At 55.8% G+C, this 17354-nt stretch carries 19 protein-coding genes; all 19 read left to right on the top strand.

What is annotated here, in order from left to right:
• Positions 1-8 precede the first annotated feature (8 nt).
• The 19 genes from LOC22_RS01750 to LOC22_RS01660 all read left to right on the top strand — a co-directional run bounded on the left by LOC22_RS01750 (position 9) and on the right by LOC22_RS01660 (position 17353).
• Entirely contained in the window at positions 9-1529 is a 1521-nt protein-coding gene (locus tag LOC22_RS01750) for a phage portal protein (RefSeq protein ID WP_230239300.1), read from the top strand.
• Positions 1477-3597, top strand: a complete 2121-nt coding sequence (locus LOC22_RS01745; protein WP_023303461.1) for a ClpP-like prohead protease/major capsid protein fusion protein — start codon at positions 1477-1479, stop codon at positions 3595-3597. Before LOC22_RS01750 ends, LOC22_RS01745 begins: the two co-directional genes overlap by 53 nt.
• A 68-nt stretch (positions 3598-3665) precedes the next feature.
• Positions 3666-4001, top strand: a complete 336-nt coding sequence (locus LOC22_RS01740; RefSeq protein WP_032658106.1) for a DUF2190 family protein — start codon at positions 3666-3668, stop codon at positions 3999-4001.
• Positions 4001-4357, top strand: coding sequence for a hypothetical protein (locus LOC22_RS01735; protein ID WP_023303463.1), 357 nt, complete (start codon positions 4001-4003; stop codon positions 4355-4357). The genes LOC22_RS01740 and LOC22_RS01735 overlap by 1 nt, the downstream gene beginning before the upstream one ends.
• Position 4358: 1 nt before the next feature.
• Entirely contained in the window at positions 4359-5021 is a 663-nt protein-coding gene (locus LOC22_RS01730; RefSeq protein WP_023299864.1) for a hypothetical protein, read from the top strand.
• An 8-nt stretch (positions 5022-5029) separates the two neighbouring features.
• On the top strand, positions 5030-5584 hold the full coding sequence (locus LOC22_RS01725; RefSeq protein ID WP_230239299.1) for a hypothetical protein: 555 nt from the start codon (positions 5030-5032) through the stop codon (positions 5582-5584).
• Entirely contained in the window at positions 5577-6200 is a 624-nt protein-coding gene (locus LOC22_RS01720) for a phage baseplate assembly protein V (RefSeq protein ID WP_230239298.1), read from the top strand. Before LOC22_RS01725 ends, LOC22_RS01720 begins: the two co-directional genes overlap by 8 nt.
• A 38-nt stretch (positions 6201-6238) precedes the next feature.
• Entirely contained in the window at positions 6239-7708 is a 1470-nt protein-coding gene (locus tag LOC22_RS01715; RefSeq protein WP_230239297.1) for a phage tail sheath family protein, read from the top strand.
• On the top strand, positions 7705-8211 hold the full coding sequence (locus LOC22_RS01710; RefSeq protein WP_023299868.1) for a phage major tail tube protein: 507 nt from the start codon (positions 7705-7707) through the stop codon (positions 8209-8211). The genes LOC22_RS01715 and LOC22_RS01710 overlap by 4 nt, the downstream gene beginning before the upstream one ends.
• A 51-nt stretch (positions 8212-8262) precedes the next feature.
• Positions 8263-8550 (top strand): phage tail assembly protein, encoded by a 288-nt coding sequence (locus tag LOC22_RS01705; protein WP_023299869.1) that lies wholly within the window; start codon positions 8263-8265, stop codon positions 8548-8550.
• A gap of 114 nt (positions 8551-8664) precedes the next feature.
• Entirely contained in the window at positions 8665-10755 is a 2091-nt protein-coding gene (locus LOC22_RS01700) for a hypothetical protein (protein WP_230239296.1), read from the top strand.
• Positions 10756-10760: 5 nt separating this feature from the next.
• On the top strand, positions 10761-11222 hold the full coding sequence (locus tag LOC22_RS01695; protein ID WP_369794028.1) for a phage tail protein: 462 nt from the start codon (positions 10761-10763) through the stop codon (positions 11220-11222).
• Positions 11203-11412 (top strand): tail protein X, encoded by a 210-nt coding sequence (locus LOC22_RS01690; protein WP_045340847.1) that lies wholly within the window; start codon positions 11203-11205, stop codon positions 11410-11412. The genes LOC22_RS01695 and LOC22_RS01690 overlap by 20 nt, the downstream gene beginning before the upstream one ends.
• A gap of 2 nt (positions 11413-11414) precedes the next feature.
• A complete protein-coding gene (locus tag LOC22_RS01685) occupies positions 11415-12533 on the top strand; it encodes a contractile injection system protein, VgrG/Pvc8 family (protein ID WP_230239295.1) in 1119 nt (372 codons plus the stop codon).
• Positions 12534-12569: 36 nt separating this feature from the next.
• Entirely contained in the window at positions 12570-12923 is a 354-nt protein-coding gene (locus LOC22_RS01680; RefSeq protein WP_023299874.1) for a GPW/gp25 family protein, read from the top strand.
• Positions 12907-13821: a baseplate J/gp47 family protein gene (locus LOC22_RS01675; RefSeq protein WP_230239294.1), complete on the top strand. Its 915-nt coding sequence runs from the start codon at positions 12907-12909 to the stop codon at positions 13819-13821. Before LOC22_RS01680 ends, LOC22_RS01675 begins: the two co-directional genes overlap by 17 nt.
• Positions 13814-14365, top strand: a complete 552-nt coding sequence (locus LOC22_RS01670) for a phage tail protein I (protein ID WP_230239293.1) — start codon at positions 13814-13816, stop codon at positions 14363-14365. The genes LOC22_RS01675 and LOC22_RS01670 overlap by 8 nt, the downstream gene beginning before the upstream one ends.
• Before the next feature lie 2 nt (positions 14366-14367).
• The gene (locus LOC22_RS01665) at positions 14368-16929 is read left to right on the top strand and encodes a phage tail protein (protein WP_230239292.1); all 2562 of its coding nucleotides are present in this window, start codon (positions 14368-14370) and stop codon (positions 16927-16929) included.
• 1 nt (position 16930) lies between these two features.
• On the top strand, positions 16931-17353 hold the full coding sequence (locus tag LOC22_RS01660; protein ID WP_230239291.1) for a tail fiber assembly protein: 423 nt from the start codon (positions 16931-16933) through the stop codon (positions 17351-17353).
• The last annotated feature ends 1 nt before the right edge of the window (position 17354 follow it).

Raw genomic sequence — 17354 nt, 5'->3', positions numbered from 1 at the left:
GGCGTTCTATGGGCATTCTTGAAAGAACACTGAGGGCAATTTCCCCCGGGTGGGCCGCGGCACGCGAGCGGGATCGACTCCGGCTTAATGCGTATGAAGCGGCAAATCCGTCACGGTTGCACAAGGCGAAAAAGCAAAGCCAGTCGGCGGACACCTCTGTGTTTGCAGCAGGTCAGTCCCTGCGGGAACAGGCCCGATGGCTTGATGAAAACCATGATCTGGTGATCGGCCTGTTCGACAAAATGGAAGACCGGGTGATTGGTGCCCACGGGATCCATGTTGAGCCTCAGCCCCTCGATCTGGAGGGGAATCTTCATTCCGATTTCGCCGGGAAACTTTCGGCGCTCTGGGCTGAATGGTCCGTGCGTCCTGAGGTGACTGGCATGTTCACCCGCCCGGAAGCCGAACGTCTGCTGCTGCGTTCAGCACTGCGTGACGGGGAAGTGTTCACGCAACTGGTCAGGGGGAATGTGCCGGGTCTGCAACATTCCACCTCCGTACCGTTCTCGCTGGAAATGCTGGAGGCGGATTTTGTTCCGTTCAACCTTAACAGCACCGCCGGCCAGCAGGTTCGCCAGGGCATCATCGTTAACAACTGGGGACGTCCCGTCGGCTACCGCGTTTACAAGTACCACCCGGCAAATATGACGGGGTTCAGCGCTGAACTTAAAACCGTCTCAGCTGAAAACATGCTTCACCTTGCGCAGCGCAAGCGTCTGCACCAGCTGCGCGGTATCAGCCTGATCCACGGAGTCATTACCCGTCTTTCTGACATCAAGGATTATGAAGAGAGTGAACGCGTCGCCGCCCGTATTGCCGCTGCGCTGGGGTTCTATATCAAGCGCGGAGATGCGCAGTCTCTTGGTGAAGACGGGGAGTTTTCACCTCCCGGCGGCCAGCGTCATTACGATATCGCCCCGGGCATGATTTACGACGACCTGCGCCCGGGTGAAGACCTGGGCATGGTGGAATCAAATCGCCCGAATGTTCACCTCTATGAATTCCGAAACGGACAGATGCGGGCCGTGGCCGCAGGCACGCGCGGCAGCTATTCCAGCATTGCCCGGGACTATAACGGCACCTACAGCTCTCAGCGTCAGGAGCTGGTGGAGAGCTTCGAAGGGTACAACGTCCTGCAACAGTGGTTTGTCGGCCAGCACAGCCGGCCCGTTTACCGCGCATGGCTGGCGATGGCGTTGCTGAGCGGCGTTGAAGTGCCGCCGGATGTGGATCCGAATTCTCTCTATAACGCGCTTTATCTTGGCCCGGTGATGCCTTGGATTGATCCGGGTAAAGAGGCTAATGCCTGGAAAGCCATTGTTCGTGGCGGTGCTGGTACCGAAGCGGAATGGGCACGGGCGCGGGGTAAAAACCCGCAGGAGGTTAAACGCCAGCGACTGCGTGAAACCGAGTTTAACCGTCAACACGGGCTGGTGTTTGATTCCGACGCCGCCAACGACAAAGGAGCGATGCCAGATGCAACGGCAAAACCAAAAGACGATCGGCGCGAGCCGGACGATGATGATTAACCCCCGCGCCAGCCTGGCGGGTGTCGATGCGGCAAACGGTCAGTGCTGGTACGAAATCCGCGCGCTGTCTGCCGGGCGCGTCGAAATCTTCCTCTATGACGTGATCGGCGGCTGGGGCATCACAGCCCAGCAGTTCGTCGCAGACTGTAAAGAAGCCGGGGTGTTTGACGCCAGCGCGGTGGATTTGCATATCCACAGCCCCGGCGGCGATGTCATGCAGGGATTTGCCATTTACAACACCCTGTCGCGGCTGAAAGCGAAAGTGGATATCTGGGTAGATGGGGTGGCGGCCAGCATGGCCTCGATGATTGTCTGCCTGCCCGGCGCCACGGTGCACATGCCGGAAAACGCCTGGATCATGGTCCACAAACCGTGGGGCGGGATCGCCGGGGATTCTGATGACATGCGCGATTATGCCGCGTGGCTTGATCGTAACGAAGCCCTGATGCTCAGCGCCTATATGAATAAAACCGGACTGGGGCAGGAGGAGCTGGAAGCGATGCTGAAAGCGGAGACCTGGCTTAACGGGGCCGAGGCAGTGGAGAAAGGTTTCGCTGACACGCTTGAACCTGAACTACAGGCTGCGGCCTGTGTGAATGAAAATAAACTGAAGGATTACCAGAACATGCCAGAACAGATTAAATCTCTTTTTGCGCCGCGCGCCGAAGCTCCGGTGAATCAGCCACAGCAGCCTGCTCCGGTACAGCAGCCTGCGCCGGTACAGGCGAACCTGAACCCGCCAGCGCCACAACAGCCCGCGCAGCAGATGACTAATATCGATATCACTGCGCTGGCCCAGCAGCTGCAACAGCAGATGCAGACGGCAAACGCTGAACGCGTGAACACGGTTTCCGCTGTTTTTGAGGCGTTCCCGACCTTCGCAACACTGAAGGCGGAATGTCTGGCCGACTTCTCCTGCACGGCGGAAAAAGCCCGAGACAGACTCCTCCAGGCGCTGGCGGCAGGAACTACGCCGAGTGCCGGTCCGGGTGCTATTCATCTTTATGCCGGAAACGGCAATCTGGTCGGTGACTCCATCCGTGCTGCGGTAATGAGTCGCGCGGGCTATGCGCAGGCTGAAAAAGATAACGCCTACAACGGTTATACCCTGCGTGAACTGGCGCGAGCTTCCCTTGTGGATCGCGGGATCGGTATTTCAGGTGCAGGGACAGCACAGGCGATGGTCGGCCTTGCGTTTACCCACAGCAGCAGCGATTTCGGCAATATCCTGATGGATGTGGCGCACAAGGCGGCACTGATGGGCTGGGACGAGGCCACTGAATCATTCGAACAGTGGACCCGTAAAGGCACCCTGACTGATTTCAAAACCGCGCACCGCGTCGGTCTGGAATCACTTGCATCGCTTCGCAAGGTCCGTGCCGGGGCGGAATATAAATATGTCACCATCAAAGATCGCGGCGAGCCGATTGCGCTTGCGACCTACGGCGAACTTTTCAGCATTGACCGCCAGACCATCATCAATGATGACCTGGACATGCTGACCCGTATCCCGCAGGCAATGGGCCTTGCCGCGCGTGCCACCGTGGGCGATCTGGTGTGGGCAGTTCTGACCAGCAACCCAAAAATGTCCGACGGCAAGCCGTTGTTCCACGCCGATCATGGCAACCTGGTCTCCGCCGATCTGAGTATCGAAGGCCTGGATACGGCGCGTAAGGCGATGCTGCTGCAAAAATCAGGCGACCGCCGTCTGAATATTCGCCCGGCCTACATGCTGACGCCAGTGGCCATCGAGTCCCGCGCTAACCAGCTGATCAAATCTGCAAGCGTACCGGGCGCGGACGCGAACAGCGGTATCGTTAACCCGATCCAGAACTTTGTGACGGTGTCCTCAGAGGCTCGCCTCGATGACAGCAGCCCGACGGATTACTACCTGACCGCTGCACAGGGACGCGACACCATTGAGGTGGCGTATCTGGACGGTATTGATACGCCATACCTTGAGCAGCAGCAGGGCTTCACCGTTGACGGTGCCGCGTTCAAGGTACGCATCGATGCCGGGGTGGCACCGCTTGACTGGCGCGGCATGGTTAAAGTCACCAAAAAATAACGACCGTCATCTGACGGTTTTTTATTACGGGGCGGCGCGTGCTGCTCCTTTTTTGTCTGGAGAGAAAAATGGCGAAAAATTATCAGCAGGATGGCAACACCCTTGATTTTCAGAATACCGGTGCGACAGATATTCATTCGGGTGACGCCGTGCTTTCAGGTGCGCTGGTGGGCGTTGCTCACGACGACATTCCGGCAGGGTTGTGGGGTGTGCTGCATACCACGGGGGTGTTCGTTCTGCCAAAAGCAGCGGAAGCGGTTACTGTCGGCCAGAAGCTCTATCTGGCAGACGGTAAACTGACTGCGGAAGCGGGTGAGGAGGCGGCTCCGAATCCTCTGGCGGGCACGGCCTGGGCTGAGGCGGCGGCGGATGCGGATTCTGTTCCGGTCCGGCTTGGTTACTGATGAACCGCTTTCGGCAACGCCTGTTAAAAGCGGATGCCCGGATATCCCGGGCATTTGCCGAAGAAGTGCCTGCTGTCCTGTCTGTCGGCGCTGAGTTGCGTCCTGTTACTGTGATTTTCGAGACGCCTGATGTCCCGGTTGACGTGCCCGGCGGGGGGCAAATTCAGGATCGCTCTCCGGCCTTCAGCGCGATGACCGCCGATATCGTGGGGCTTGAGAAACACCACGGCGTGGAGATCAACGGCACGGCTTATCGTGTGACGCACATTGGCGCTGATGAAGAAGGCCGCACCCGCGTCACGCTGGCGTATGGCGCACCGGGTAAGGTGCAGCCGGACATCAATAAGTGGAGCTGATATGGCGCGTGAGTCCAGACTGCGGCGGGATTTGCCCGTCGATATCGATGTGGATGCCATCTGGCGGATAGCGGAGCACATCGGTGCCACCCATAAACAGTTTCGGGCAGCGTATTCCCGTGCGCTGAAACGTACCGCCGCCACCTTGCGTAAAAAAGCGATGGCTGACCTGAAAGACGGGCTGGCGCCGCGCAGCCTGGATCTGGTGCGCCGGCGTCTGCTTTCCTTTCGTCTTGATCGCGCTTCTCAGTCACAGCTGGATAATTTTCGTCTCTGGTTTGGTCTCAATGCCATCAAGGTAAAAGACCTGAAAGGCAGGATTAACGGGCGGGTAAGGCCTCACCATACCCGGCGGGATAAATCCACCGGGCGGTATATAAAGGCGCGGCGCCAGGCAGAAAACGCCGGATTCACCCCAAAGGGCAGCCTGCTATCCCCGCGCACATTTGAAAACGGGGAAGTGGCGCGCTCCCGCCGTGAAAACCGCCGGACGGTGGTTATTCGCGATCCGGACACCCGTCGTACCCGCGAAGCGGAAGTCGATATTTATGAGCCGATGCTGAACTACATCGAGGATAACGCCTTTGCGGAGGCGATGGAGATTTTTATGCATCACTTTGAAACCGATCTGCGCGGGCGTGTGAAAGCCCGTATTTCTGTCTGAGGTGGACTATGGCTGAGCCATTACTGCTGGGGCAGTATCACGATGCTGTCACTGGCGCGCTGAAAAAAATTGCGTGGGTGCGTGACGTCGATGCCTACCCGGAAAAAAATGTCCCCCGTTTTACAGGGCTGACCACCCCGGCGGTCTATTTCTCCATTAACAGCTGGGAGCAGGGCGGCGGCAACGAGGGGCAGCTTAATGTGAATCTGTCCTGCGATTTGTTCGTTGTGGTGGACGCGGCAGGCGCTGGCGTCAGCCGACCCGAAATTTTCCTGCGCACGGCGGCGGCGGATATCACGCAGTGGATTGACGGCCAGCAGTTCGGCCTGACCAGTCTTGAGCCAGCCGTCTTTATCGATGCGTCACGCGATGAGTTTGATCCGCGCATGGATGATTACCTGGTCTGGCGAATCTCCTTCACACAGTCAGCCGCCTTTGGTGCGGATCCGTTTGCACAGCTGAATGCCCCGCTGAAAGCGGCCTGGCTGGGCAAGGCACCGGATATCGGCCAGGCACATGTGGACGATTATCAGCTGATTTACGAGGCGAAACCCGATGAGTGATATCGAGGGCGATTTACAGCGCCGCCTGGCGAATATTGTGCGGCGCGGGGTTATTCATTCCGTTAAGCATGACGGTATACCGAAGTGCCGGGTGGATCTGGGCGACATCACCACTACCTGGCTGCCGCTCTGCCAGGGCTTTTCCGGGGCAAACCGGGCTGACTCCAATCCGTATGCGGTCGGGGATGCGGTCACGGTACTGTCGGAGGCGGGTGAGCTGAATAATGGCCGGGTGTTTCCCGGCTGGAATACCGGCGGTCTGCCGGTACCGGAGGGCAGCGACAGCGAACATATCACCCGCTACGGTGACGGTACCGAGATCCGGTATGACCGCGCCGCGCATGCCCTGACCATCACGCTGGTCGAGGGCGGGACCTACAAAATTATCGGAAAGGGAACGCTCGATGGTCCGGTGGAAATCACCGACACCCTAACAGTTCAGAGCGTTACGCAAATCAATTCCGACACGAATGTGAAGGGAAACATCGGTGCAACACAGGAAATTTCGGACGGTACCGGGAAAATGAGCGGGATCCGCGAAACCTACAACGGCCATGACCATAAAGAAAATGGTGATGGCGGCGGAACCACGAATCCCCCCAATCAAAAAATGTGACCTGCCGCGGCAGGTTTTTTTATGCCTGGAGAAAATAAATGGCGAATTTACATGGTGTGGAAACGATCGAACTGACATCCGGTACGGTCGCGGTCACGACGATCCAGACGGCCATTATCGGCCTGGTGGGTACTGCGCCTGATGCCTCTGCCGGAACGCCGGCGAGTGCGAGCACGGGAACCCCGATTCTGGATAATGTTGTGGATTTTTCCGCGACAGTTGCTGGCAGGTCAGGAAACGTGGTGGTTGTTGAGGCTGTACCCGGCATCCCGAATGAAGAAAATCCCGCAGCGATTGAGACTTCTGCTGCCTGGAATGCGGAGGCATTAACGCTGACTATCACGCTTGGCTGCGATGAAACCGGCAAGCTGACGGCAACCCCTTCAGCCGTGGCCACTGCCGTGGGCGCGGTGGATGATGTGAAAGTCACCGCAACGGGAAGCGGGAGTGGCATGGTCACACCGTTCCGGTTGCAGCTGGCAGGCGGCGAGGATGAACCTTTCCCGCTGAATACCCCTGTGGCGATTGTCGGTACCTCGATGCTTTCCCGGCTCGGTGAAAAAGGCACGCTGAAACAGGCGCTGATGGAAATCAACGATCAGCGAAATGCCCTGACGGTGGTGGTACGCGTGGCTGAAGTTAACGATGCCGCGAAACAGCGTGCGGCGGTACTGATCGGGATCGGCGCGCTGTCATCTGCTCGCTCGGTGACAACGTACCAGCCCCGTATCGTCATCGCGCCGGGATTCAGTGAGGATGATGCCGTGGGCAAGGCTCTGGAAACCGTCGCCGGCAAGCTGCGGGCGGTGGCGTATGTTGATTGTGCCACTGGGGCTAAGCTGCAAGAAGTGGTCCAGCGCCGACAGTCTTATGGTTCCCGCACCGAGCTGCTGCGCCCGCGCGTACAGGTCAGCAATGCCGACGGCCAGCTGGTCTATCGTCCTTACTCTGCTTTTGCTGCGGGGTTGCGTGCCCGAATCGACTTTGAGAAGGGCTGGTGGTGGAGTAAATCCAACCAGGACATCAATAACATCCTCGGAGTGGAACAGATCGACGAGTTTATTCTCGGCGATGAAAACTGCGACGCAAACCTGCTCAACATGCAGAACGTCTCCACCATCATCCGCCGGGCAGGGTTTAAGCACTGGGGCAACCGTCTGTGCGGTACCGATCCACAGTGGCGCTTCGAATCGGTTCGCCGAACCGCAGATGTCATCGAGGACAGTATTCAGGAAACGATGCTGGAATACGTTGACCGTCCGCTGGACCGGGAGAATGCCGACGACATTATCGGCACCATCAACGCCTATATGCGCCAGCTGGTCGGGCTCGGCGCTATTTTCGGTGGTCGCGCCTGGCTGGATGAAGAACTTAACACCGCTGAGAGCATGGCGGCGGGCGTGCTGTACATCAACTATGACTTTGGTCCGAAATCGCCGACTGAGCTTATCAGCCTGCGCGTCCGGGTGAATAACAACTATGCGCTTGAGGAGATGCTGGCAGCATGAGCGAAAAAAACACATTACGCGTCTGGACCTTCTTCCGGCAGGGGATCCGCATACAGGGGGCGCATGAATTTACTCCGCCGGCATTGTCCATTGTCAAAACGGATTTGCGTACCGGCGCACAGGATGCGCCGTCCCCCGTTGATGACGGCATGGAAGCACTCACCTGTCAGCTGAAGTTTTACGGTGTGGACGTGGATATGCTGACCGCCTTCGGTTTTGTCAGCGGCAGCCGTCCGCGCTTTACGGCCTATCAGGGCTATCTGGCTAACGGTACCGCGTTGGGTACTATCGAGGAGATCGAAGGCTTTGTGCAGACCGTCACTCCCGACGCGCGTGGCAAGGACAGCCTGTCCGAAAATGCCGTCACGGTGGAAATCGCCGTGAGCTATTACCGTCAGACCAAAGACGGTCGCGAGCTCTTTGAGATAGATACTGAGCGCTTCTCGCGCCGGGTGAATGGCGTGGATGTTCTGTCCGGTCTGGCGGCAAAAGTACGGCTTTAACTTCAAACAATCTTACAACGGCCTGCGGGCCGTTTTTATATGGAGATCAACATGTCTTTTCCTGGTGAAACACGCGTTATCAAACTGTATTCCCCTGTTTCCTTTGAGAACGGTGGCCTGCTCGAACAGGTGACGCTGCGCGAGCCGCTGGTGCGTGACCGCATTGCCTTTTCCAAAGACCGCGGCAGTGAAGAAGAAAAAGAAGCGCGCATGATTGCGCTGCTGTGCAACCTCAGCGAACAGGATATCTGGCAACTGACTGCGGCAGATTATGCCCAGCTGCTGGACGCGTTTAATGTTTTTATGCTCCCGCCCGAGAAGCGACCGAAAGAGGGCTGATGCGGGCGATACGTTTTCTGGGACGGCGCCTGCATTTTCCCATGACGGAATACCTGGATATGCCGTTCAGTGTGTTTTCGGATTTTCTCACCGACGAAGTGGAGGCGGTAAATCGTGGCCGGATTAAGCCAGAATCTTAAGGCCGTCATTACCTTTGGCGGCAGTATCGACAGCTCCTGGAGCCGTTCAGCGAACAGCCTGCAAAAAAGCCTGAAGGACGTCGGAAAGCAGTCAGAAAAACTGACGAAAGACCAGGCCAGGCTGGCGGCTGAGATTAAGCGCGCGAAGCTGGCCGGGCAAAGTCTTGGCGATCTTAAACGGCGTTACAGCGACGTCTCCCGTGAAATCCGCAAAACGGAGGCCGAACAGCAGAAGCTGAATCAGCAGATGCAGAAAACGCAACGGCTGGCCGCCTTCAAGGGGGCAGGGAAAGGGCTGTTTCGCCGTGGGCTCGGTCTGGCCGGACAGCTGGGCGGGATGGTGGCTCCCGGGCTTGCGATTGGCGGCGGTGGCGTGGTGGCTTCCGCCCTGGGCACCCTGATTGCACCTGCGGCCACCAACGCAGAAACGGCCCGACGGGCCGGCGTGGCGAAAAGTTATGGCGTCGATATCCCGACGTTTGATGCCTGGGACACGCTCGCGAAGCAGTACGACATGAACGGGGAGAACATCGGCGACCTGTTCGAGGAGTATCTTCACAAGGCAGGAGAGTACAAGCAGAACGGCAAGCAGGGTTCCCTTCAGGATGCGTTTGAAACGCTGGGATTTAAGGCGGGGGATTTTGCGGGCCTCAGCGATATGGCGCAGTTCGAAAAAATCGTCGAGCGTGCGCTCAGCATGCAGGACGAGTCGAAAGCGTCGTTTGCACTGGATTCGCTGTTTGGCGGCGAGGCCAGCAAACTGCTGATGCTGCTGAAGCAGTCCGGCAAAAGCTACCGTGACCTGATGGACGAGCAGCGGCGCTATAACCTCGTCACAAAAGAGGGGGCTGAAGGGGCGATGGAGGGCAACCGCGCCATCACCAGCCTGCGCACGGTCTTCTCCTCCGCTGTAGCGGAAATCTCTGGGCAGCTGGGAAACGAGCTGGCACCGGATATCCGCCGGCTGACGGATGATATGGCGGAGTGGTTTAAGGGGGGCGGGATCAAACGCATTGTCAGTTTCCTGCGTAATGATCTTTACCCCGGCGTGTTGAAGTTCGGCCAGGGCATTGTGTTCGTCGGGAAAGTGGCCTACGCGCTGGCGAAAAAACTGTCCTGGCTTTTACCGGATGAGCGAAGCGATCAGCGGGACGTACTCAAATCGCTGGCGATGACCGGCTCGGTTGATATTGCGCGCATGACGGCGCAGCGCAACGGTCAGGGCGAATGGTTTGAGCAGCAACTGAAGGAAAAGCCGGACCTGCCTGATGATGTGAAAAAATCGTACCGGGACACCCGGGGATTTTTCCGCGACGACGATGACACCTTTAACAGTACGCTCGATAAATACGTGGCGCCGGAAAGCAACGGCGCGCCGTTCTCCTGGGATTCAGCACTGAACCAGAACCAGGAGACGTCTGTGCAACCGGGACATGAAACAACCGACAGCACTGCCGGCGCCTGGAATAATTACAGACTGCCTTCCTTTCCCTCGTTTGAAAAAAGTAGCGTCTGGCCCGCAGCGGAAAAACCGAAGGGATCCGCAGACAACATCTCACCGGATAAGACGGTGGTCAATGTCGACGTTTATCCTTCCCTTAACTGGACAGCAGCAGAGGAAAGATCTGATGGGAATTCAAAATACCCGGCACAGCGTATCCCGGATGTGAATGTTGATGTCGATTCGTTACCGGGGACTGACAAAGCGCAGGGTTTATTCAGGGGTAACGAACGTTACAGGGATAAAAGCGCAGACGTCCAGCACTTACCGCCTGAGATTAACTCCCGACAGTCTCCTGATCCTGTTTCAGACAGACCGGCAGAACTGTCAGGTGAAGTGGAAAGCAGTTACTGGGAAACTTTACTTCAGAAGCTGGATTTTGCGGACAAAGCGCCACCTCCCCGACAACTGACCGACAACCGTCGTTTCGAATTTCATTATGAGATACATGGCGCACCTGGTCAGGATGAAAAGGCGATCGGGGATGAAGTTGTCGCGGTGACTAAAACCAGTCCGGTATTTAACGGTGACAGCAGCATGCTGGACGGAGGACAAATCTGGTGAGTGAAATTATTCCTGTCTTTGAAGACTACGGGCAGTTTCAGTCCAGCGCTGTTCGGGGGGCTCAGGCCGCCCGGGTGATGATGATGCTGGGCGATTTTGCCTTTTCGATCGACACCACGGCATACAACCAGCTGACCCGCGAGGCCAGCTGGCGATGGAGCGAACAGGAGCGGATCGGGAAGCAGGATTTATTGCAGTATACCGGCAAGCCCGGGCGAACCGTCCGGCTTGAAGGGGAATCGCATGCTTTCTTTCGCAAGGGGGTGGATGCTGTTAACGATCTCTTCGACCTGGCAGACCAGAATCAGCCTCAGCAGCTGGTCAGCGGTGAAGGAGATGTCCTGGGCTGGTGGGTGGTGATCGACTTCTCAGATACGACCAGCCGATTCCTGCCGGGCGGCGGCCACCGAAACAAAAACTGGACGATGACGCTGAAACATTATGCCGATGACATATCAAACCCGTGACGGTGATGTGCTGGATGCGATCTGCGCGACGCATTACGGCACAGAGAACCTTTCTTATATTGTGACGCAGGTTCTTGAAGCGAATCCTGGACTGGCTGACCGTGGGGCCGTTTATCCTTCAGGTCTGTTTATCACTTTACCGGATCTGGCTCCGCCGGTTCAGGCTTCTGCTTACAGCCTGTGGGATTAAAAATGGCAGATCAGATTGTTAAACCGGAATATGCTCCCGCTTTCAGCGTCAGCGCTGAAGGAAAAGATATTACCCGTGCGCTGCAACAATGCCTGGCAGAGCTGACGCTGACTGATTACGGCGGTGCTACGGCAAAAGCAGATGAGCTGAAAATCACCCTGCTCTCGGAAACGCTCCCCCTTCCGACAAAAGGCGCTCGTCTTCGTGTGGCGCTGGGTTTTAATGATCATCTGGTGGATAAGGGCTGGTTCGTGGTTTCCGGCGTGGCCAGCAGCGGCCCGCCACGTCGTATTGAGATTTATGCCACCGCTGCGCCAATGAACGCGCAAAAACAACCGGGTGATGTGATCAGCCAGAAAACACGCAGCTGGGATAACCTGCGACTGGCGGATTTGGTTAAAACGGTAGCGAAAGAAAACGGACTGGTACCAAAAGTGGCCGCAGAGCTGGCCGACATCCATATCGATCACGTTGACCAGGTGGCAGAATCGGACGCCAATCTGCTGACGCGCCTGGCCCGAACATGGAATGCTGTCAGTAAACCGTCGGGCGGATACTGGCTCTTTCTGCGTCAGGGAGCCATGGCAAATGCGTCCGGCGAACAGACCGCAGCTCTGATTATCACACCAGAAGAGGTGTCAAACTGGTCTTACAGCGAAGGAGAGCGGGGCAGTTCGACAGGGAAGGCCACCGCCAGCAGTGGTAAGTCTTCAGGCAAAATCGGCGTACGTTATTACGATGAGGCTGACGGGAAGACCAAAACCACTACGGTTGATCATGATGGTCCCTCAATGGCTAACCCGTATACCCAGCCTGTAAAAGCTACTGCCGATCAGCAGGCCAAAGCGAAAAAAACGCAGGCCCGCCGCAATGAACAAAAAATGACAGTAACGGGGCCCTGCCGACCCAGACACGTTCCTCTCACGGCAGAGTCTGGCGTATCCACGTCCGGCTTTGGCGAACGGGAAGATCGCGCCTGGCTGGTTGAGTCGCTGGTGTTTTCCCTGACACCTGCGGGTTTCAGTTTCACATACAACCTGGTGGTTGATATTCGCAAGCCTGCGAAATCCTCAAAAAAATCCGGCAGCAAGGATAAGACCGGCCCGGATTACTTCGGATAACTCTCAGCCATCTGTCAAACAGATACGGAAAATACTATGAACGGTGTAAACAGCCGGACCGGGAAACGCCTGTCCGGTAGCGATCATCTGCGCCAGTCCGTCAGCGATATTCTCTCCACGCCCGTCGGCAGCCGTGTACTGATCCGTGATTATGGCAGTGACCTGTTTTCGCTGGTTGATAACCCTCGTGATGACCTGACCAGGCTTCGCATTATCGCCGCGACCGCCTCGGCGCTGGCACGCTGGGAACCCCGGCTTAAGGTCACGCGCGTTGTCGTTTCTTTCCCTGCTGACGAAACGGGGTGTGTGGTGGATATCGAAGGGATTAACAAAGAGAACAATCTTCCTGTCAGCACCGGAGGCATACCGATTTATGGCAAGCAGCTATGACGTAATTAACCTGTCCGCCCTGGCGGTGCCGGATGCCATCGTGGTACCGGATGCCGCTGACATTTTTACCCGCTGGCTGGCGCGCCTGCGAGAACTGGATCCGGAATTTGATGCGCTGGTGGAATCTGACCCGGCGTATAAACAGGGTGAAATCAGCGCCTACCAGCTCACCCTGGCGTTCCAGCGGGTTAACGACGCAGTACGCGCAGTTTTCCTTGCCAGTGCCAGAGGGGCCGATCTCGACCAGCTGGGCGCGGCCTTTAACGTTTCCCGTCTGGTGATTAATCCCGGCGATCCGGATGCGGTTCCCCCTGTCGACCCTGTTTATGAAGACGACGACGCTTTCCGGGAACGTATACAGCTTTCGTGGGCGCAGCTGAATACGGCCGGCGCGCGTAACGCTTATCGCTTTCATGCCAAATCTGCGGATAACGATGTGCTGGATGCGGACGCCTACGGGCCTGAAACCCATAACCGGCCCGGCGAGGTGGATGTGTACGTGCTCTCGCGCACAGGGAACGGTCAGGCAGGACTCATTCTTATTGAAACCGTCATGAACACACTGAGCGCGGATGAAGTCAGGCCGCTCACCGATTTTGTCAGTGTGAAGAGTGCCAGTATCGCCAGCTATACCGTTAAGGCAGAACTTGAAATTCCAGACGGTCCGGATGCACAGACGGTGCTGGAAAACGCGATCAGTACGCTGACGAGCTACACACAGCTTTCCCATCGTATTAATGCCATCGTACCGCTTTCCGCGATTTACTCGGCGCTTCAGCAGCCCGGCGTATCAAGAGTTAAGTTACTCAGCCCGACGGCTGATCTGGAAGCGGCAGCAGGACAGGCCCCATGGTGCAGCGCGATAAACGTGACCCGTAAAGGAGGAGTGAGTGGATAAATTTCGATCTCTGCTTCCACCTTCAGCCATTCACCCGGAACGGGCGCAGGAGCAGACAAGCACAGAGCTGATCGCGGCGCTGGATACTGACATGGTACGTAAGGTGAAAAATCCTGATACCTGTCCCGCACATTTGCTGCCATGGCTGGCCTGGGAATTTGCGGTGGATTCTTGGGAGGAGGCCTGGACTGAGGAAGAAAAAAGGCAGGTGATCAAGGATGCCGCTTATGTCCATCAGCACCGGGGCACCGCCGGGGCGGTCAGGCGGTCGCTGAGCGCCGTCAGCCTGCCGACCACCGTGATTGAGTGGTGGGAGGATACACCGCGCAAGGATCCCTACACCTTCCGCGTGGAGGTTTACAGCTTACAGGCTGTTGACGAAGCACTTTACCAGCGCATACGGCGCCAGGTCGATAAAGCCAAAAACCTCCGCAGCCTGTTGACCACTATCGATGTGATCGCCGATCTGGGTGCGAAGGGAACTTATTATGCCGGCGGTGCTGTTACCGCCTGGATTGACGTTGTTATTGAGGCCGGAGAATAACCATGGCTGAGAAGTATTACAGCATTCTGACAAACCGGGGCAAGGAGCTGGAGACGCAATCCTCTGCAACCGGGAAGCCCGTCATTATTAAAGATTTTGTTGTGGGGGACGGGAACGGGCAGGCCGTTAAACCGGATCCTGCGCAGACGAAGCTGGTGCGTGAGGTATATCGCAGCGCAATTTCTGCACTACAGGTTTCTCCTGATCAGGCGAACCAGTTTATTGCTCAGCTGGTCCTTCCGGTTGCCGTTGGTGGATTCGTAGTCAGGGAAGTTGGCCTGCTGACAGATGCTGGCGAACTGTATTCTGTTGCGAACTGTGCCGCCATTGAAAAGCCTGAAAACGGTGTCAGCGTTAATCTGCAATTCCGCCTTGCAGTATCTGATGCGGCAAACGTAGAGCTCAAGGTAGCGACCGGAGATGGTCTGTTCCTGCGCATTGATAAAAACCTATCTGAAATAGCGGCGAGAGGAGAGTCTGCACAAAAAGGGTCTCGCGAAGCCATAGGCGTTTATGATGCGACAACCTCACGTAAAGGACTTGTGCAGCTCAGTAGCGAAACCGACAGTTCGTCAGAGACGCTGGCTGCGACACCGAAAGCTGTCAGAGAAGCCGCTAAGGAGATCAAGGACGCGCTGGGAACGTCCGCATCTGAAGACGTCGTCACATCAAAAACAGATGCAACTGCTGGCCGCGTGCCGGTTGTAGGCTGGATGGGATTAGGGGGATATGGTTCGGACATTCTGCTTTCTGCTGCTGATGCCCGAAAACCTCTGCGGAATGGCTTCTATGGCGTGCAGTCGGAGCCGACATATGGAAATTCTGCCCTGATTAGCTTTGGCTTTGACTCAGGCTCTCAGGTGCACCTTATTGCAAAACAAGGCGGCCAGGCGCCGTTAATCGGGCTGGCAGGCTCAACGCCACAAGGCGTTTTTGGTGACTGGGGAAAAATTTACACAGAGTTTCAGAAGCCCACTGCGACTGAAGTTGGTGCCGTTCCATATCGATCTGCGCTTGGTGCAGTCGATTTGAATACAGTCAGAGGTACGCAGTACGGGCGGTTTAATCAGGCATTAACTGCCAATGCCACTACTGCCAGACATTACCCCATTCCTGAAGCCGGCGAACTGGATGTTCGCCAGACAAGTGCAAATGGAGCGGAGGCCTGTGTACAGGAATATCGTACTTTCAGTTCTCGTCGTGTTTTCCTTCGATCTTTTAACCCGGCAGATAACACGTGGACAGAATGGTGTGAGTTTTATACTACAGCCAAAAAACCAACCGCGACGGAGGTTGGAGCGCTGCCTGTTACGGGTGGGACCGTTACGGGCAATGTGGTTGCGAATGGTTATGTGCGTGCAGGTAATACTCGCAAGCTTGAAATCAGTTCTTCAAATACCTCAACCCTGGATGGGATTATTAACCTTTGGGGTAATGCTGACCGACCAACTGTATTAGAATTTAAAGATGCGACGGGATACCATTTTTATTCACAACGTAATGTAAATGGTTCCATATCGTTCAATTTAAATGGTGCAGCAGAAGTCCGGGGGGCAATTTCCGCTCATGGTGAAATTGTTTCCAGGGCTGCGAATGGCCTGCGTATCGCCTACGGTAACTTTGGTGCATTCTGGCGAAATGATGGCACAACGCTGTATCTGATGTTAACCAACTCTGGCGATTCGCTGGGTAATTACAACTCACTTCGCCCGCTGTATGTGAATCTCACCACGGGCGCACTTCAGTCAGGAACGCCGCTATCGGTTTACAACACAATCACTGCAAGCGAAGAAATTACCGCAGGCAAAGGAATGGTTGCGGGTTATAGCGGTCCATTTGCCTGGGCTGAACAGTACAAAGCGAAAGCGCCATTTTTCAATGCGTATTCAACTACCGCCACGAGTGAATACCATCCGGCAATCAAACAACAAGCGACCATTGTGAGTAAAAACTCCTGGGCATTTTCGATGGGGTCTCTGGTTGCTGGCGATGAACTTTCATGGCATCTGCATATGAAAGGCAGTGGCGGGTCAGAGGTTAATTTTAAATGGGACACTAAAGGAAACTTCAACGCGCCGGGACAGGTGAATCCGGGAAGCTATGCCAATTTTGATAACCGCTATTACACCAAAACGCAATCCGATGCGGGATATATGCCTAGAACGGGCGCTTACACCAAAGCCGAGAGTGACGGGCGTTTTCAGCCGAAAGGGAGTTATACCCCTGCGGGTCAGGCTTACACGAAAGCAGAAAGCGATGCACGGTACAACCTCAAAAATACCGCAACCAAATCAGCCAATGCCATGACGCATAAAGATGCTTCAACAGGTGTTATGGAGGTTGTTATGAGCAATATCAACGTACCAAACAAAACAAATGTTAATGTGACATTTCCTGCGGCTTTTCCAAATGCATGTGTAGGGGTTGTAATTACATATAATGGTGCAGGGCATGGATCTGGCGATGATTCGGCAATTTATGTTCCGTCTTATTCGCGTACTGGATGCACATTATATGGTCATAACGCCGAAGGCAGGTTTATGTTAATTGCTAAAGGATATTGAAATGAGGATTTATTTTAGCCCGAGCGAAATTGGTTTTTATCATGAATCAGATAAACAAGCTTATTTACTAGCGGGTACGTGGCCGAATGATTTACTTGAAATTTCAGAGAAGTGGTTCCTGTATCTGTTGGAAGGTCAACAGAAAGGTATGGTAATCACTGTAAATGATTACGATCAGCCTGTTCTTGTAGACCCGCCAGCGCCCACGAAGGAGCAACTAAATGCCGAAGCTGAGGCGCTTAAAGCTACGCTTATAGCTGATGCAAGCGAAACAATCTCTATCCTGAAAGATGCTGTAGATTTAGGCAGAGCCACAAAGGAAGAGGAGGCGCTCCTGTTAGCGTGGCGGGAATATCGAATCTCGTTAAACCGCATCGATACCAGCAATGCGCCTGATATTGAATGGCCTGTATTGCCAGCATGAT

Origin of the sequence: Enterobacter sp. AN-K1 (assembly GCF_020971765.1) — a bacterium.
Lineage (GTDB): Bacteria > Pseudomonadota > Gammaproteobacteria > Enterobacterales > Enterobacteriaceae > Enterobacter > Enterobacter hormaechei_C.
This window is presented reverse-complemented; position numbering and strand designations above follow the sequence as displayed.

Coding starts and splice junctions, on each gene's coding strand:
- LOC22_RS01750 (WP_230239300.1), top strand. CDS start 9: ATGGGCATTCTTGAAAGAACACTGAGGGCAATTTCCCCCGGGTGGGCC.
- LOC22_RS01745 (WP_023303461.1), top strand. CDS start 1,477: ATGCAACGGCAAAACCAAAAGACGATCGGCGCGAGCCGGACGATGATG.
- LOC22_RS01740 (WP_032658106.1), top strand. CDS start 3,666: ATGGCGAAAAATTATCAGCAGGATGGCAACACCCTTGATTTTCAGAAT.
- LOC22_RS01735 (WP_023303463.1), top strand. CDS start 4,001: ATGAACCGCTTTCGGCAACGCCTGTTAAAAGCGGATGCCCGGATATCC.
- LOC22_RS01730 (WP_023299864.1), top strand. CDS start 4,359: ATGGCGCGTGAGTCCAGACTGCGGCGGGATTTGCCCGTCGATATCGAT.
- LOC22_RS01725 (WP_230239299.1), top strand. CDS start 5,030: ATGGCTGAGCCATTACTGCTGGGGCAGTATCACGATGCTGTCACTGGC.
- LOC22_RS01720 (WP_230239298.1), top strand. CDS start 5,577: ATGAGTGATATCGAGGGCGATTTACAGCGCCGCCTGGCGAATATTGTG.
- LOC22_RS01715 (WP_230239297.1), top strand. CDS start 6,239: ATGGCGAATTTACATGGTGTGGAAACGATCGAACTGACATCCGGTACG.
- LOC22_RS01710 (WP_023299868.1), top strand. CDS start 7,705: ATGAGCGAAAAAAACACATTACGCGTCTGGACCTTCTTCCGGCAGGGG.
- LOC22_RS01705 (WP_023299869.1), top strand. CDS start 8,263: ATGTCTTTTCCTGGTGAAACACGCGTTATCAAACTGTATTCCCCTGTT.
- LOC22_RS01690 (WP_045340847.1), top strand. CDS start 11,203: ATGACATATCAAACCCGTGACGGTGATGTGCTGGATGCGATCTGCGCG.
- LOC22_RS01685 (WP_230239295.1), top strand. CDS start 11,415: ATGGCAGATCAGATTGTTAAACCGGAATATGCTCCCGCTTTCAGCGTC.
- LOC22_RS01680 (WP_023299874.1), top strand. CDS start 12,570: ATGAACGGTGTAAACAGCCGGACCGGGAAACGCCTGTCCGGTAGCGAT.
- LOC22_RS01675 (WP_230239294.1), top strand. CDS start 12,907: ATGGCAAGCAGCTATGACGTAATTAACCTGTCCGCCCTGGCGGTGCCG.
- LOC22_RS01665 (WP_230239292.1), top strand. CDS start 14,368: ATGGCTGAGAAGTATTACAGCATTCTGACAAACCGGGGCAAGGAGCTG.
- LOC22_RS01660 (WP_230239291.1), top strand. CDS start 16,931: ATGAGGATTTATTTTAGCCCGAGCGAAATTGGTTTTTATCATGAATCA.